At 68.1% G+C, this 14,811-nt stretch carries 13 protein-coding genes; 11 read left to right on the top strand and 2 right to left on the bottom strand.

The window, feature by feature from the left end:
• Positions 1 to 135: 135 nt before the first annotated feature.
• The 11 genes from ald to ABIE51_RS11410 all read left to right on the top strand — a co-directional run bounded on the left by ald (position 136) and on the right by ABIE51_RS11410 (position 12,639).
• Positions 136 to 1,206 carry an alanine dehydrogenase gene (gene ald, locus ABIE51_RS11460; protein WP_157030361.1) on the top strand — a complete coding sequence of 357 codons (1,071 nt, stop codon included), beginning with the start codon at positions 136 to 138 and terminating at the stop codon, positions 1,204 to 1,206.
• A gap of 247 nt (positions 1,207 to 1,453) precedes the next feature.
• Positions 1,454 to 3,814, top strand: a complete 2,361-nt coding sequence (locus tag ABIE51_RS11455) for a DNA translocase FtsK (protein WP_253335706.1) — start codon at positions 1,454 to 1,456, stop codon at positions 3,812 to 3,814.
• Between the two features lie 93 nt (positions 3,815 to 3,907).
• Positions 3,908 to 4,534, top strand: a complete 627-nt coding sequence (lolA, locus tag ABIE51_RS11450) for an outer membrane lipoprotein periplasmic chaperone LolA (protein WP_115841511.1) — start codon at positions 3,908 to 3,910, stop codon at positions 4,532 to 4,534.
• 945 nt (positions 4,535 to 5,479) lie between these two features.
• On the top strand, positions 5,480 to 6,799 hold the full coding sequence (locus ABIE51_RS11445) for a replication-associated recombination protein A (protein WP_192631686.1): 1,320 nt from the start codon (positions 5,480 to 5,482) through the stop codon (positions 6,797 to 6,799).
• Between the two features lie 434 nt (positions 6,800 to 7,233).
• Positions 7,234 to 8,466: a hypothetical protein gene (locus ABIE51_RS11440; RefSeq protein ID WP_354504111.1), complete on the top strand. Its 1,233-nt coding sequence runs from the start codon at positions 7,234 to 7,236 to the stop codon at positions 8,464 to 8,466.
• Positions 8,451 to 8,579: a hypothetical protein gene (locus ABIE51_RS11435; RefSeq protein ID WP_354504109.1), complete on the top strand. Its 129-nt coding sequence runs from the start codon at positions 8,451 to 8,453 to the stop codon at positions 8,577 to 8,579. The genes ABIE51_RS11440 and ABIE51_RS11435 overlap by 16 nt, the downstream gene beginning before the upstream one ends.
• Positions 8,580 to 8,706: 127 nt before the next feature.
• Positions 8,707 to 9,138: a hypothetical protein gene (locus ABIE51_RS11430; protein ID WP_354504107.1), complete on the top strand. Its 432-nt coding sequence runs from the start codon at positions 8,707 to 8,709 to the stop codon at positions 9,136 to 9,138.
• Positions 9,135 to 9,836, top strand: coding sequence for a C39 family peptidase (locus tag ABIE51_RS11425; protein WP_192630829.1), 702 nt, complete (start codon positions 9,135 to 9,137; stop codon positions 9,834 to 9,836). The genes ABIE51_RS11430 and ABIE51_RS11425 overlap by 4 nt, the downstream gene beginning before the upstream one ends.
• A gap of 14 nt (positions 9,837 to 9,850) precedes the next feature.
• Positions 9,851 to 10,360 (top strand): hypothetical protein, encoded by a 510-nt coding sequence (locus ABIE51_RS11420; protein WP_192630828.1) that lies wholly within the window; start codon positions 9,851 to 9,853, stop codon positions 10,358 to 10,360.
• Positions 10,361 to 10,451: 91 nt separating this feature from the next.
• Positions 10,452 to 11,891: a transporter gene (locus tag ABIE51_RS11415; protein ID WP_354504105.1), complete on the top strand. Its 1,440-nt coding sequence runs from the start codon at positions 10,452 to 10,454 to the stop codon at positions 11,889 to 11,891.
• 199 nt (positions 11,892 to 12,090) lie between these two features.
• Positions 12,091 to 12,639, top strand: coding sequence for a DUF4136 domain-containing protein (locus tag ABIE51_RS11410; RefSeq protein WP_192630827.1), 549 nt, complete (start codon positions 12,091 to 12,093; stop codon positions 12,637 to 12,639).
• A gap of 73 nt (positions 12,640 to 12,712) precedes the next feature.
• On the opposite strand, the gene ABIE51_RS11405 is transcribed toward ABIE51_RS11410, so the two are convergent.
• Positions 12,713 to 13,525 carry a TIGR04325 family methyltransferase gene (locus ABIE51_RS11405; protein WP_115842103.1) on the bottom strand — a complete coding sequence of 271 codons (813 nt, stop codon included), beginning with the start codon at positions 13,523 to 13,525 and terminating at the stop codon, positions 12,713 to 12,715.
• A gap of 85 nt (positions 13,526 to 13,610) precedes the next feature.
• Complete coding sequence (locus tag ABIE51_RS11400; protein ID WP_192630826.1) at positions 13,611 to 14,687, bottom strand: tetratricopeptide repeat protein; 1,077 nt, start codon at positions 14,685 to 14,687, stop codon at positions 13,611 to 13,613.
• Between the last annotated feature and the right edge of the window lie 124 nt (positions 14,688 to 14,811).

Genomic DNA, 14,811 nt, shown 5'->3' with positions numbered 1-14,811 from the left:
CTGCGCCGTGAGGCCGCCGACGCGACGGACGACAATAGGCACGCGCGCCGCCGATGCGGCGTTTTTTTCGTCACCACATCCCCCCAATGAGCCGCGCAACCACGCGCGGCTTTTCAACGATCGAAGGTAAGAGACATGCGGATCGGCGTTCCCAAGGAAACCAAGACCCTCGAAGGGCGCGTCGCGCTCGTTCCGGCCGCGGCCGGCGACCTGGTCAAGCGCGGCCATGAGGTCTGGATCGAGAAGGATGCCGGCATCAAGTCGGGCTTCAAGGACGAGCAGTACACGCAGCTCGGCGTGAAGATCGCGCCCGACGCCGCGGCGCTCTACGAGAAGGGCGAGCTGATCGTGAAGGTGAAGGAGCCGATCGCCGGCGACCTGTCGCACCTGCGCAAGGATCACCTGCTGTTCTGCTACCTGCACCTGGCGGCCGAGCCGAAGCTCACGCGCGAACTGCTCGACATCGGCCTGACCGGCGTCGCGTTCGAAACCGTCGAACTGCCCAACGGCGACCTGCCGCTGCTGGCGCCGATGTCGGTCATCGCCGGCAAGATCGCCGTGCAGGTCGGCACGCACCTGCTGCACCAGCCGCAGGGCGGCAAGGGCAAGCTGCTCGGCGGCCTGCCGTCGACCGAGCGTGGCAAGGTCGTCGTGTTCGGCGCCGGCAAGGCCGGCAGCGCCTCGGCGCAGCTGGCGGCCGCGGGCGGCTCGAATGTCGTGGTGTTCGAAATGCGCCAGGACCGCATGGACGAAATGATGCGCCTGGGCAACAACGTCACCGCGCTGTACCCGTACGCGGACGTCGTCGCGCGTGAAGTCGCCTCGGCCGACCTCGTCGTCGGTGCGGTGCTGGTCACCGGCGCCAAGGCGCCGCACGTGATGAACCGCGAAATGCTCAAGGGCATGGAAGCGGGCAGCGTGCTGGTGGACATCTCGATCGACCAGGGCGGCTGCTTCGAGACCTCGCGTCCGACCACGTGGAAGGAACCGACCTACGTCGAAGAGGGCGTCACCCACTTCTGCGTGACCAACATGCCGGGCGCCGTGCCGCAGACCAGCTCGCAGGCGATCTGCGCGGCGATCCTGCCCTGGGTCAACAAGCTGGCCTCGGGCAGCGACTGGCGCAACAACCCGGCGCTGGTCCGCGGCATCAACGTCGAGGGCGGCAAGATCGTCCACCCGGCGCTGCAGGACATGAAGGTCTAAACCACCTTCGGCACGAACGACGCGGGGAGCGCCGGGCGACTGGCGCTCCCCGTTTCTTTGTGGGCTCGCGGAACGGCTGGCTGGGATAGGCTGTTGTTCGCTCCCGGAGCCCTCGCCGGGATGACGGCAGGCGAAGTGCGATCCTGAAGGCGAACTTCGTTCCAGAAGGGTTGGAAAATCGCCCTTCGTGCCGACTTCTGTCGTATATTCAACAAGTAACGCAACCCATTTGAGGCAGAACATCACGGTGGCGCAAGCGTCCGCAGCCAGTCGAAAGAAGCTCAAGGCCGAGAAGCTGCCGCCGTCGCCGCGCAAGCAGCGGCTGGTGCGCGACATCGCGCTGATCCTGATCGCCCCGCTCCTGCTGTACCTGCTGGCGAGCCTGGTGACGTTCTCTCCGCAGGATCCGGGCTGGTCGCATTCGGGCAGCGTGACCGCGCCGCTGCACAACGTCGGCGGACGCGTCGGCGCGTGGACAGCCGACGTCCTGCTTTACCTGTGCGGTTACGTCGCGTTCCTCCTGCCGATCATGCTCGGTGCCATCGCGTGGATCGCGCTGTTCGGCATGGACACCGACGGCGACGGCGAGGCGGATTTCGGCCCCGCACTGCGGCTGGTCGGCATCGTCGGATTTCTCGTCGCCGCGACGGGACTGCTCGAACTTCGCGTCGGCACCGCCGAGGCCTTCTCCGCGCGCGCTGGCGGCATCCTCGGTCAGCTGGTCGGCAAGTCGCTCTACAGCGGCTTCGGCCCCGTCGGCGGGAACCTCTTCCTGCTCGCGCTGCTGCTGGTGTCGGTGACGCTGGCCACGGGTCTGTCGTGGTTCGCGGTGATGGACAAGATCGGCCAGTGGGTACTGGCGTTCGGTCCGACCCTGAGCACCTTGTTCCGCAAGGGCGAGAAGCAGGCGACCGAGTGGCAGCAGACGCGCGCGATGCGCGAGGAACGCGAGGAAGCGCGCAAGGTCGATACCGAACTGCGGGCCAAGCGCGCGCCGGTGAAGATCGAGCCGCCGCCGCCGGCCGCCGCCGTGGTCGAGAAGAGCGAACGCGCCAAGCGCGAGACGCAGATCCCGCTGTTCCACACCGGTGACGGCACGGGCATTCCGCCGCTGGCGCTGCTCGACGACCCGAAGCCGCAGCCGAAGGGTTACGACGAGCAGACGCTGGAAACCCTCTCGCGCCAGATCGAATTCAAGCTCAAGGATTTCCGCATCGACGCGCAGGTCGTCGGCGCGTATCCGGGCCCGGTCATCACGCGCTTCGAGATCGAGCCCGCGCCGGGCGTGAAGGTCAGCCAGATTTCCACGCTCGACAAGGACATCGCGCGCGGCCTGTCGGTCAAGTCGGTGCGCGTGGTCGACGTGATCCCCGGCAAGTCGGTGATCGGCCTGGAAACGCCGAATACCTCGCGCGAGATGATCTTCCTCTCCGAGTTGCTGCGCTCGAAGGAATACGACAAGTCCACCAGCCCGCTGACGCTGGCGCTGGGCAAGGACATCGCCGGCCGCCCGACGGTCGCCGATCTGGCGCGCATGCCGCACCTGCTGGTCGCAGGTACCACCGGCTCGGGCAAGTCCGTCGCGGTCAACGCGATGGTGCTGTCGCTGCTGTACAAGGCCTCCGCGAAGGACCTGCGGATGCTGATGATCGACCCGAAGATGCTGGAGCTCTCGGTCTACCAGGGCATCCCGCACCTGCTCGCGCCGGTTGTCACCGACATGAAGGAAGCGGCGAACGGCCTGCGCTGGTGCGTGGCCGAGATGGAGCGCCGCTACAAGCTGATGTCGAGCGTGGGCGTGCGAAACCTCGCCGGTTTCAACAAGAAGGTGAAGGACGCCATTGACGCCGGCCAGCCGATGATGGATCCGCTGTTCAAGCCGAACGCCGAACTCGGCGAGACGCCGCGTCCGCTGGAAACGCTGCCGTTCATCGTCATCTTCATCGACGAATTCGCCGACATGATGATGATCGTCGGCAAGAAGGTCGAAGAACTCATCGCGCGCCTCGCGCAGAAGGCGCGTGCGGCCGGCATCCACCTGATCCTGGCGACGCAGCGCCCGTCGGTGGACGTCATCACCGGCCTGATCAAGGCCAACATCCCCACGCGCATCGCGTTCCAGGTGTCGAGCAAGATCGACTCCCGCACCATCCTCGACCAGTCCGGTGCGGAAACGCTGCTCGGCCACGGCGACATGCTCTACCTGCCGCCGGGCACCGCGATGCCCGAACGCGTGCACGGTGCGTTCGTGTCGGACGAGGAAGTGCATCGCGTCGTGGAGCACCTCAAGCAGATCGGCGGCGGCCCGGATTACATCGAAGGCGTGCTCGACGAAGTGCAGACGATGGGCGACGGCGTGGTGGTCGGCGCGACCGGCCTGCCGGAAACCGGCGGCGGTGGCGGCGACGAATCCGACCCGCTGTACGACGAAGCCGTGCGCATCGTCACCGAGACCCGCCGCGCGTCGATCTCCGGCGTGCAGCGCCGCCTGAAGATCGGCTACAACCGCGCCGCGCGCCTGATCGAGGCGATGGAAGCCGCCGGCGTCGTGACCCCGCCGGAGCACAACGGCGACCGCTCGGTGCTGGCGCCGCCGCCGCCGAAATGAACCGTGCCGCGGCACCATGCCGCGGCGTGCAAGCCTGTTCAGACAACCGCCGGCACACTCGCCGGCAACACGTGGATACCCGGAGTTTTTCGCATGCGTGCAGTTCGTTTCATCGGCGCCGTCCTGGCGCTCGCGTTGGCCTCGACCACGGCCTTCGCCGGTGCGCGCGACGACCTCAACACCTTCACCAAGGGCCTCAAGGGCCTCAGCGGCGAATTCAGCCAGCAGGTCTTCGACCCGCAGGGCAAGTTGAAGGAAACCTCGACCGGCACGCTCGCGCTGGCGACGCCGCGCCTGTTCCGCTGGCAGTACGTGAAGCCCTATCCGCAGCTGATCGTCGCCGACGGCAAGAAGGTGTGGGTGTTCGATCCGGACCTGCAGCAGGCCACGGTCCGCCCGCAGGGCGTGGAGGAACAGAACAGCCCGCTCGCCGCGCTCATCGATCCGGCGAAGCTCGACGCACAGTTCATCGTCAAGGAACTGGGCATGGACAAGGGCCTGGAATGGTTGTCGCTGGCGCCGAAGAACGAGTCGGACGCGGCGTTCCGCAGCGCGCGCCTGGGCTTCGGTGGCAGCGGGCTGGTGAAGATGCAGGTCGTCGACAATCTGGGCCAGCGCACCGAGATCGAGTTCACCGGCTGGAAGCGCAATCCCGCCTTTGCCGCCGATACCTTCCGCTACACGCCGCCCAAGGGCGTGGACGTGATCGGCGGCGAATAAGCCGGCCCCCCAGCCAGCCGCGACGCGAAGGCCTGCTTCGGCAGGCCTTTTCGTTTTCGTGAGGGCAGGGGCCGGATCCGCCGGCCGCCGGAGCGCCCCGTGGTCCGCCGTCCCGCTCTGTTGATCGGCCTGTTTCTGCTTTCGGCACCGGCCCTGTCCAACGAACCCGCTGTGACCGCCGCCGCGCCGACGCGTGCGCTGGCGTCCACACCGGCGTCGCGCGCGATGGACCGCGCCGCGCTGGAAAAGGCGATCGCCGGTACGGTCGTGGCCGCACTGTCCGAGCGCTTCGGCGGCCGCGCGATCGAGGCCAAGTTCGACGACGTCCAGGCGCAGCCGCTCGATGCGCAACAGCGGCTCATCCGCGGCGAAGGCGGCATGCGCTTCGCGGGCGAGACCGGCTGGATCGGCTTCCGTTTCACCAGCCGCTACGACGACTTCCTCGGCCAGGCCGGATGGCCCGAGCTGGAACTCGGTGTCGGCGGCGAGGGCCGCCTCATTCCCAACGACGGTATCGCCCTGCAGCAGCTCGAAGACCGCATGGCCGACACGCTGCAGCGCGAACTCGGCATGACGTCGGTGCGCATGCAGCTCGACCGCGTCGAAACGGTCGAGATGGCCGCGCATTACCTGGGCATGGAAGCGCGCGGCCTGGCCGACTTCGGCCGCGACGGCAGCAGCGAGGTGCGCGTGCACGCGCTGTACGACCGCCGCGACGGCGCATGGCTGCAGATGGACTACCAGCTGGGGCCGGAGGACGCGGGCAAGCCGCAGCTCACCCGCATCCTCGCGCTGAACCCGCTTCCGCGTGCGATCCGCGATGACAGAGCCCCGAAGCCGGGCTTGGTATCGTGTGCGCAGCTTCCCGCGAGACCGCACGTGGCCCGCCGCACGACTTCTTCGTCCTCCCTGACCGACGACCTGCTTCACGTCGACAACCGCGGCATGCAGCCGCTTGCCGAACGCATGCGCCCGCGCACGCTCGACGAGATGGTCGGGCAGAAACGGCTGCTGTCGCCACGCTCGGCGCTGCGTCGCGCGATCGAATCCGGTCGCGTGCATTCGATGATCCTGTGGGGGCCGCCGGGCTGCGGAAAGACCACGCTCGCGCTGCTGCTGGCCAAATACGCCGACGCCGATTTCCGCGCGATCTCCGCCGTGCTATCCGGCCTGCCGGAAGTGCGGCAGGTGCTGGCCGAAGCCGCGCAGCGCTTCGCCGAAGGCCATCGCACGGTGCTGTTCGTCGACGAGGTGCATCGTTTCAACAAGGCGCAGCAGGACGCGTTCCTGCCGCACATCGAACGGGGCACGATCCTGTTCGTCGGCGCGACGACGGAAAACCCCTCGTTCGAACTCAACTCCGCCTTGCTCTCGCGCTGCCGCGTGCACGTGATGGAAGCGGTGTCGGCCGACGACATCCGCATCGCGCTGCGGCAGGCGCTGGACGACGAGGAGCGCGGCCTCGGCGGGCGCGGGCTGAAGGTCGAGGACGCGCTGCTCGGCGAGATCGCGCAAGCCGCCGACGGCGACGTGCGCCGCGCGCTGACGCTGCTGGAAATCGCGGCGGAACTGGCCGAAGGCGAGGAGGGCGAGATCACCGCGACGACGCTCGCGCAGGTGCTCGCCGATCGCACGCGCCGCTTCGACAAGGGCGGCGAGCAGTTCTACGACCAGATCTCCGCATTGCACAAATCGGTGCGCAGCTCCAATCCCGACGCCGCGCTGTACTGGTTCGCGCGGATGCTCGATGGGGGTTGCGATCGTTCGTACCTCGCGCGACGCCTCACACGCATGGCGGTGGAAGACATCGGCCTGGCCGATCCGCGCGCGATGCCGATGGCGCTGGAAGCGTGGGACACGTTCGAGCGCCTCGGCAGTCCGGAAGGCGAACTCGCGCTCGCGCAGGTCGTGGTGTACCTGGCGACGACGGCGAAGTCGAACGCGGTGTACGCCGCCTACAACGCCGCGCGCGCCGACGTGCAGCAGTACGGCACGCAGGACGTGCCGCTGCACCTGCGCAATGCGCCGACGAAGTTGATGAAGCAGCTCGGCTATTCGAAGGGCTATCAGTACGACCACGATGCCGAGGGCGGCATCGCGCTCGACCAGACCGGATTTCCCGATGCGATGGGCGAGCGCGTGTACTACCGCCCGGTCGAGCGCGGGCTGGAGATCAGGTTGAAGGAAAAACTCGATCGCCTTCGTGCGATGCGCGACGACGCCCGGCGTGATGGCAATGTGAGTGGCGACGACGACGGAACCTGAGCGTTTTCCGCGTGTTGCCTGCCCGCAACGTGGAGTTGGCTTCAACATTCACGCATAAGTAATTGAGCCGAAACAGCGACGGTACCGTTGAAGTGTCGCGGTAATGTCCCGCGTTTCGGCGCTGAAACGCGCGGCTGAATGGCAACGAATGCGCTGCGTGCCTCGACGCATCAAGGCCTTGCGGTGCACATCTGAGGCGCGGGGCGCTCGGTAGCCGAAAGTCGCATTCCAGTTTTGCAACGAGACGCTCCGGTTCGCTCCGCTTCAGCGGCGCGGCGCGAAAGGCGTGTGTGCGATTCAGGACGATTAACCCGCGTGATCAACGCGTTGCCGCGCCTGAACGAAGGTTGGCACCGGCCATGCGTGTAGTTCCTTGCGTCGTTTACCGGTGCCTCCCCCGGGTGCCAGCCGACGTCACGTAAAGGAGAACAACAATGCGCATTCGTACCAGCTTGATGGCAACAGCAGTGCTCATTGCCCTGGGGCTCGGCGGCCAGGCGATGGCACAACAGACCAACGGCAATGGTGGCGACGGTGACGATACGTTCACCGCGTCGGACAACTCCGATAACTCCGACAACTCCGACAGCAGCACAGGCGACAACCGCGAGAACGACGGCTGGGCCGGCGCCGACAACGGAGCCGCGGCCGCGAACAACGGCGGCACCGCGACCAGCACCTACACCGACTCCTCCACCTTCAGCTCCACCTCCAGCACGATCGTCGCATCGACCGTGCTCGAAGGCGCGGTATACGACGTTCGCACATACGGCATCGGCAATGTCGCCACAAACGGCGGCAATGCCAATGGCGGATCGGGCGGCGCCGGTGGCGACGGCTACGGTGGCGACGGCTACGGCGGCGAAGGCGGCGGTGGCGACGGCTACGGCGGCGACGGCGGCAGCGGCGGCGACGGTGGCTCCGGTGGCGACGGCGGTTCCGGCGGCTATGCCGTGAACGGCAGCGCGACTTCGGGCGACGCGACCGTCGGCGACGCGACCATCGGCGATTCGACTGCCGGCCGTGGCGGCCGTGGCGGCGACACCTGGGACAACTACAGCGGTCGTGGCGGCGATACCGACAACGACAGCGGGGACGCAGGCGGCGCAAGCCTGGCCGGCTCGGCCGCAGGTGCCGGCGGCAGCGACGGCGGCGGTGGTGGCGGTGGCGGCGGCAACTCCGGTGGCGACGGCGGTGGCGGCAACGATGCCGGCAACGACGGCACCGGCGGCTCCGGCGGTGCGGGCGGTACGGGCACCGGCGGCGCTGGTGGCGCGGGTGGTACGGCCACTGCAACCTCGACCGGCACGTCCGGCGCGGGCACCGGCACGTCCGGCGCGACCGCAGGTGATGGCGGTGCCAGCGGCACCGTGACCGCCAGTGCGGGCGGCGGCGGTGCGGGCGGTGCGGCGAGCAATGGCGACGCGAGCAACGGCAGCGCCGATGCAAGCGCGACCAACGGCTCGGCGACGGCCGGCGACGGCGCGGTTGCGGCAGCCGGCGCGACCGGCGGCGCGACGGCGGCGCGGGCGGCACCGGCAACGGTGCGGGCGGCACGGGCGGCACGGGCAACGGCGGCGTCGGCAACGGCGCGACCGGTGGTTCCGGCGGCGCGGGCGGCAGCAACATGGTCGATGCCGGCACGTTCGACATGTCCTCCACGATGACCGGTACCGCCAGCGGCGCAGCCGGCATCACGGTGGCGGCGCAGAACAGTGGCTTCTCCTCGCTGATCCAGCAGGGCATCACCGTCCAGGCCAACCTGACCGTCGGTCCGTAAGCGTTACGCGACGCACGCGCGCCTTCCGGCAAGCGTGCGATCAAGTGCGCATTGCAGATTCCCGCCGGCGGCAACGCCGGCGGGAGCTTTGCAGGCGCAACGGACCCACACGGCAAGGAGCATGACGATGCAACGCAATCGTTCCATCGCAGTGGGCAGTCTGATGGGCGTGGCGCTGTGGTGCGTGGCGGGCATGGCCTGCGCGCAGCAGTCGCCCGAGGCCGCACTGCAGCCTGTCGTCGTTGAACCGGCTTTCGTCGAACCGGCCATTGTCGATGCGACCGTCGCGCCCGACGCGTCGTTCGGATCGGCCGTCGATCCCGGCGCGCTGTCGGACATGCGCGGCGGCGAGGCGCAACTGGTCGACAACGACATCCTCGTCAACGGCCGCGTCGAGGACGCGATCGCCGACGACGTCCTCACCGGCAGCAACTCGGTCACGTCCGGTTCGTTCGCCAATGCCAGCGGCATCTCGACGGTGATCCAGAACACCGGCGCGAACGTGCTGATCCAGAACGCAATGATCGTGAACGTGAAGTTCGCGGACGCGGGCCCATGAGCGTGCTCACATTCCGTTGCCGCGCAGTGCTGGCGGCTTCGGCGTGGATCCTGGTTTCCGGCCTCGTGCAGGCCGGGACGGTGGACGTGCGCGCGCCGCCGAACGGCGCCTATCAGCTGAAGGTGACCAGCCTGAAGGAAGCGCGCTTCAAGACCACCGTGCGCCAGCAATACGACTTCAGCTGCGGCTCCGCCGCGACCGCGACGCTGCTGACGTATCAGTACGGCCATCCGGTCACCGAGGCCGAAGTGTTCATGCACATGTACCAGACCGGCGACCAGGCGAAGATCCGCCAGCGCGGATTCTCGCTGCTGGACATGCGCCGCTACCTGCGTTCGCTGGGCTTCGAGGCGGACGGATTCGAGCAGCCGCTGGACAAGCTCGTCGCCGAAGGCCTGCCGGCGATCGTGCTGCTCAACGACCGTGGCTACCGGCATTTCGTCGTCGTGAAGGGCTTCCGCAACGAACGCGTCCTGCTCGGCGATCCCGCACGCGGCACGCGTGCGATGCCGCGTTCGCGTTTCGAGAAGCTGTGGGACAACCGCATCCTGTTCGTGGTGCACAACCGCCGCGACCGGGCCCAGTTCAACATGGCGCAGGACTGGCGCACCGCGCCGCCGGCGCCGCTGGATGCGGGCATCGCCCGCGACAGCCTCTACAACATCGTGACGCCCCGGCGCAGCCCGGGCGACATCTGACGGAGGGTTCGACCATGGACTCGCCTTCGTTCAAGCACGCGCCGTTCAAACTCGCCTTGATCACCGCCTTCGCGTGGTGCGCGCCCGTGTTGGCCGCGCCGCCTTCGACGGTGCTCGGTGAGGACTGGGTCGCGATCGATCCCGCGCTGCTGGAAGACATGCGCGGCGGCTTCATCACCGACGGCGGAACGGCGTTGTCGTTCGGCATCGAGCGCGCGGTGTTCGTCAACGGCGAAGTGGTGGCGACCACGCGCGTGCAGATTCCCGACGTCGGGCGCATGACGACCGACCAGGCGCGCGAGCTGCAGCGCTTCAACGAGGGCGTCGTGGTGCAGGTGGGCGGCGGCAACACGTTCGAGCCGTCCGGCGCGCCCGGCGGAATCGTCATCCAGAACACGAGGGACGGGCAGGACATCCGCGCCCTGACCACGGTGAACGTCGGCGTCGACACGCTGCAGGCGTTCCAGGACCTCAACACCCAGTCGACGCTGCACAACGCGATGGTGACCGCCACCGCGCCCTGAACGAGAGCCGTCGCCGCGCGCCCGCATTCGGAGCCCGCCTGCGTTGTAACCGGATGGACCTCCCGGCACGGCCGCACCAGAAGGACGACGCATGAGAAGGACGCCGCAGTTGCCCCGCCGCCTGATGCTCGCTCCATGCCTGTGGCTCGCCGCCGCCGCGGCGGCCCACGCGCAGGACCAGTGGCAGGGACTGGAGCCGGCCCGCCCGGCTGCGCAGCCCCAGGCGGCCGGGGCTCTTCCCGCGGCGCCGGCGCCCGCAGCGCCGCAACGTTCGCTGGACGACCTGCAGCGCGAGATCAATGCGCAGACCCGCAAGCTCGATGAACTGCGCAACTCGCTCGCGCAGCAGGAAGCGGCGGTCGCGAACCTGCAACGCGCGCTCGACGAGGAACGCCTGGACGCCGAACGTGGCGCAGGGGTAGCGCCCGGCACCGTGCTGCCGACGCTGGCGCAACAGGCGCCGGCCGCGGCGCCTCCACCGGTCGATCAACGCCAGGCGCAGGCCGCGCAACCACAACAACAGCAGCCACAACCGAAGCAGAAGCCGGTCGGACAGGCGCCTGATTCGGTAACGCGCCCGCCGGAAGTCGCGCAGATCTTCGACCAGCCCGGCGTGCTCACGCCGTCGGGCAAGTTCATCCTCGAACCCTCGCTGCAGTACGGCTATTCGGCGAACGACCGCGTGGCGCTGGTCGGTTACACGGTTATCCCGGCGATCCTCATCGGCCTGATCGACGTGCGCCAGGTGAAGACGACCTCAGGCGTCGGCACGATCACCGGGCGCATGGGCATCGGCGGCCGCGCCGAAGTGGAAGTGAAAGTCCCCTACGTCTACCTCAACGGCGACACCGTCAGCCGCGAGATCTTCACCGGCAGCGCGCAGGACCGCGTGTTCAACGCCAGCGGCCACGGCATGGGCGACGTCGAGGCGACCGCGCGTTATCAACTCAACCGCGGCGGTCCGGACAAGGCGTTCTACATCGGCTGGCTGCGCTACAAGAGCCGCACCGGCAAGGACCTGTTCGAAGTCACCACCGACTGCGTGCAGCGCTGCCTGCAGAACGCCACCGGCACCGGCCTGCCGCTGGAGCTGCCCACCGGCACCGGCTTCGAAGCGATACAGCCGGGGGTGACGTGGCTGTATCCGTCCGACCCGGTCGTGTTCTTCGGCACCTTCAGTTACCTGTACAACTTCGAACGCAGCAACGTTTCGCGCACCGTATTGGGGCGCGAAGAGGAATTCCTCGGCGACGTGCAGGCCGGCGACATCTGGGGCTTCAACCTCGGCATGGGCCTGGCGCTCAACGAGAAGGCGTCGATCAGCCTGGGCTACGACACGAGCCTGATCGGCAAGACGAAGCAGAACGGCCGGGAATCGCCCGGCTCCGTGCGCCTGACGCTCGGCACGCTGCTGCTGGGCGGTACGTACCGCTTCAGCGATCGCTGGTCGCTCAACGTCGCACTCGGCGTAGGCGTGACGCGCGATACGCCGGACATGACGCTGACGGCGCGGGTGCCGATTTCGTTCTGAGATTTCGCGACAGTCCTTGCGAGCCTCGTCATCCCGGCGTTCGCCGGGATGACGGCCTTTCCATCGCATCGCCAGAAACCCTTCACACCTGTTTCACCCGCAAAGGTTCTATCTCGCGATCACGCGCGCGCCGCGAGGCCTCGCGCCGGCAGTCCGCATCGGGTTTCCCTCTCGCCCCAAACGTCCACGGAGAAGGCTCATGAAACGACTCGTCCTCGGCGCGGTGATGCTCCTCGCGCTGGCCGGCTGCGCCAGCACGCCGACGGTGCACACGGATTACGACCCCTCGGCACAGTTCTCCAGCTATCGCACCTACACGTGGCTGAAGAAACCCGAAGGCCGCTCGCCGCTGGTCGAACAGCGCGTGGTCGCGGCGATCGATGCCAAGCTCGCCGCGCACGGCTGGCAGCAGGCGACGGGCACCGACGCCGATGTCGGCATCGTCGCCAACGTCGCCACGCAACAGCAGCAGACGCTCGACACCTTCTACAGCGGTCCGGCGTGGGGCGGTTACGGGTGGGGGCGCTGGGGTGGCGCAGGCATGGGTTCGGCGACCACCACAGTGCGCAATTACGAAGTCGGCACGCTGGTCGTCGACATGTTCGACATGAAGACCAAGCAGGCGATCTGGCGCGGTACCGCGTCGGGCACCGTGCCCGATTCGCCGGAAGACGTGAACGCCAAGGCGCAGGCCGGCGTGGAGAAGATGTTCGCGTCGTTCCCGCCGGGCAGCGCGCCGACGAAGTGACGGGCAGCAGGGCGGAATGCAGAAGGCCGGCGCAATGCCGGCCTTCGTCGTTTCATCGCACGCGTCGTGCGGATCACACCCGTCTGAAATAGAACCCCGCGTAATGATCGAGCGTGCAATCCGGTTCGAACGGAACGCGCAGGTGGCGTTCCTTCGATTGCCACTGGTCTTCCAGGCAGTAGCCCAGTTCCTCCATCTGCGCGACGAACTCCGGCTTGGCCATCACGCGATACGGCAGCACGGCCTTGCCGATGTTCTGCAAGGTGACGTAGCCGCGCCGCGGATGCACCGGCGTGAGGTTCACCAGCACGTGCGTAGGGGGCGAGGGCAGGCGGCCGAGCAGCTCGGGCAGCGTGTAGTCCAGGTACTGCAGCGCGCCGCAGGTGATCAGCACATCGTGGTCGCTCGCGGCGTCCGGGTCGTCGGCGAAGTGCAGCAGCCCTTGCGGATCGTTCTCGCGCGCCCAGCTGCGTCCGGCGTCCATCACCGCGGGCACGTCGTGCACGCGCCATTCCATCGTCGCGGGGTAATCGACGTAACGGCGGAACCCGTAGTAGGTCACGCCGATGTGGCCCCCCAGGTCGAAGATGCGATGGCGGCCCTGCGCGAGCAGGCGCGACAGCCAGTGCACCATCGGATAATCGCTGACGCGGATGCTCCGGTGTCGATCCATGTACATCCCCGTCGTGGACGGCTGGTCGTAGCTGGTCGGCAGCGACGGCGCGGCGGCCAGCGCCTGCGCGCGCGAATCGTAGGCGCCGTAGTACGCGTTGCCGCCGTGGTAGGGCCGGTTGAACAGGCGGCGGTACAGCGGCCGCGCGACCAGGCGGACACCGGGAAGCTCGGCGGTCTCGATGGCGATGCGCACCAGGTGGCGTTTGGCCATCAGCGTTTCATGTTGCACGGGGATCCCCTTCCGATCGTCTCAGGGAAGCAAACGCGCTCGGCGGGCAAAAGGGGACGCGGCGACGTCAGCGGGCGCGCAGGGCGTCCAGTCGCTCGCTGTAGGCCGCCCGCGTGTCGCCGTCGCTCAGCGCCTGCGCCTGGGCGAGCGAGCGGATCGCAGGCTTGATCCTGCCGGCCTTCAGGTACGCGTTGGCGAGCGCCGAGTGGAAGCGATGCTCCTGCGGTTGCAGGTCGACCGCGCGCCGGTATTCGCGGATCGCGCGCGCGAGGTCGCCGGCGTTCTCGGCGTTCACCGCCTGCATGAAGGCGTGGAAAGGATCGTTGCGCTGCACCTTCGCCAATCGCTGGCGGTATTCGGCTTCAAGCGAGCGATCGCCCATGCGCGCGGCAAGCCCGGCGAGGTTGAACAGGGCGTTGGCGTTGTCAGGATCGAGTGCGAGGGCGCGGCGATAGGCCTTCTCGCCGCCGCGCGGATCGCCGCTTCGCGTGCGCACGACGCCGGCGTTGCTCCAGAAGCCGGCGTAACCCGGATCCAGCTTCAGGGCGGTGCCGAGCAGCGACAGCGCCGCGGCGTAATCGCTGGCGGCCAGGCGTTCGACGGCGAGGTTGTTGTAATAGTGCGCGATCAGTCGCGTGGTCGTGATCGGCTCGGGCTGATCGCGTGGAATGATCAGGTCGCCCGCGACATCCACCGTGTATTTCCGCACCCCCGCGCGCACGGACGAATTGACGTGGTTGCTCAGGTAGAGCGTGCCGTCGGCCTGGCGAAAGCCGAGGATCTGCCCGATCTCCTGCGGCGTCGCTTCCAGCCCCGCTTCCTTCGCCAACGCAAGGAAGAGCATCGTGAAGGTGAGGCAGTTCGCAGTACGCGCTTCGTATGCCTGCGCGACGGTGTGGTTGGCGGTCTCCACGTACGTCATGCCCAGCCCTTCGGGCGCGAACATGAAGGCGCCCAGACGTTGCAGCCGGTCGTGCGCGGAGGGGGTGTCGTGGAGGATCTCGCGATGCAACCGCTCGCGCAGCGGCGCGGGCAGGGCCATTACCTGGTCGGGCGCAGCGACCGTGCTCGCCGCGGGCTGGGCGAACGCAGGCGCGATCGACAACGCCAGCGCGAGGATCATCGCGACGAGCCTGTTGCGCATCGACGAACGCCTTGCGGCCCGGCGGGCCGCGATTCAGCCTGCGGCGAGTGTAGTCCTGCACCGGGCAAGCGCGCGTGTGCGGGAAGTTCAGGGCTCCGGCGCTATCCTCGGACCCGGATCCACG

This window comes from Lysobacter sp. OAE881 (assembly GCF_040546665.1).
GTDB classification, from domain to species: domain Bacteria; phylum Pseudomonadota; class Gammaproteobacteria; order Xanthomonadales; family Xanthomonadaceae; genus Lysobacter_J; species Lysobacter_J soli.
The sequence above is the reverse complement of the archived record's forward strand: the minus strand, read 5'-3'. Positions and strand labels throughout refer to the sequence as shown.

Excerpts from the sequence above, each read along its gene's own strand:
- ABIE51_RS11435 (WP_354504109.1), top strand. The coding sequence starts at position 8,451 with ATGTCCTCCACGATGACCGGTACCGCCAGCGGCGCAGCCGGCATCACG.
- ABIE51_RS11445 (WP_192631686.1), top strand. The coding sequence starts at position 5,480 with ATGCAGCCGCTTGCCGAACGCATGCGCCCGCGCACGCTCGACGAGATG.
- ABIE51_RS11410 (WP_192630827.1), top strand. The coding sequence starts at position 12,091 with ATGAAACGACTCGTCCTCGGCGCGGTGATGCTCCTCGCGCTGGCCGGC.
- ABIE51_RS11405 (WP_115842103.1), bottom strand. The coding sequence starts at position 13,525 with ATGGCCAAACGCCACCTGGTGCGCATCGCCATCGAGACCGCCGAGCTT.
- ABIE51_RS11430 (WP_354504107.1), top strand. The coding sequence starts at position 8,707 with ATGCAACGCAATCGTTCCATCGCAGTGGGCAGTCTGATGGGCGTGGCG.
- ABIE51_RS11420 (WP_192630828.1), top strand. The coding sequence starts at position 9,851 with ATGGACTCGCCTTCGTTCAAGCACGCGCCGTTCAAACTCGCCTTGATC.
- ABIE51_RS11440 (WP_354504111.1), top strand. The coding sequence starts at position 7,234 with ATGCGCATTCGTACCAGCTTGATGGCAACAGCAGTGCTCATTGCCCTG.
- ABIE51_RS11415 (WP_354504105.1), top strand. The coding sequence starts at position 10,452 with ATGAGAAGGACGCCGCAGTTGCCCCGCCGCCTGATGCTCGCTCCATGC.
- ABIE51_RS11425 (WP_192630829.1), top strand. The coding sequence starts at position 9,135 with ATGAGCGTGCTCACATTCCGTTGCCGCGCAGTGCTGGCGGCTTCGGCG.
- ABIE51_RS11400 (WP_192630826.1), bottom strand. The coding sequence starts at position 14,687 with ATGCGCAACAGGCTCGTCGCGATGATCCTCGCGCTGGCGTTGTCGATC.
- ald (WP_157030361.1), top strand. The coding sequence starts at position 136 with ATGCGGATCGGCGTTCCCAAGGAAACCAAGACCCTCGAAGGGCGCGTC.
- lolA (WP_115841511.1), top strand. The coding sequence starts at position 3,908 with ATGCGTGCAGTTCGTTTCATCGGCGCCGTCCTGGCGCTCGCGTTGGCC.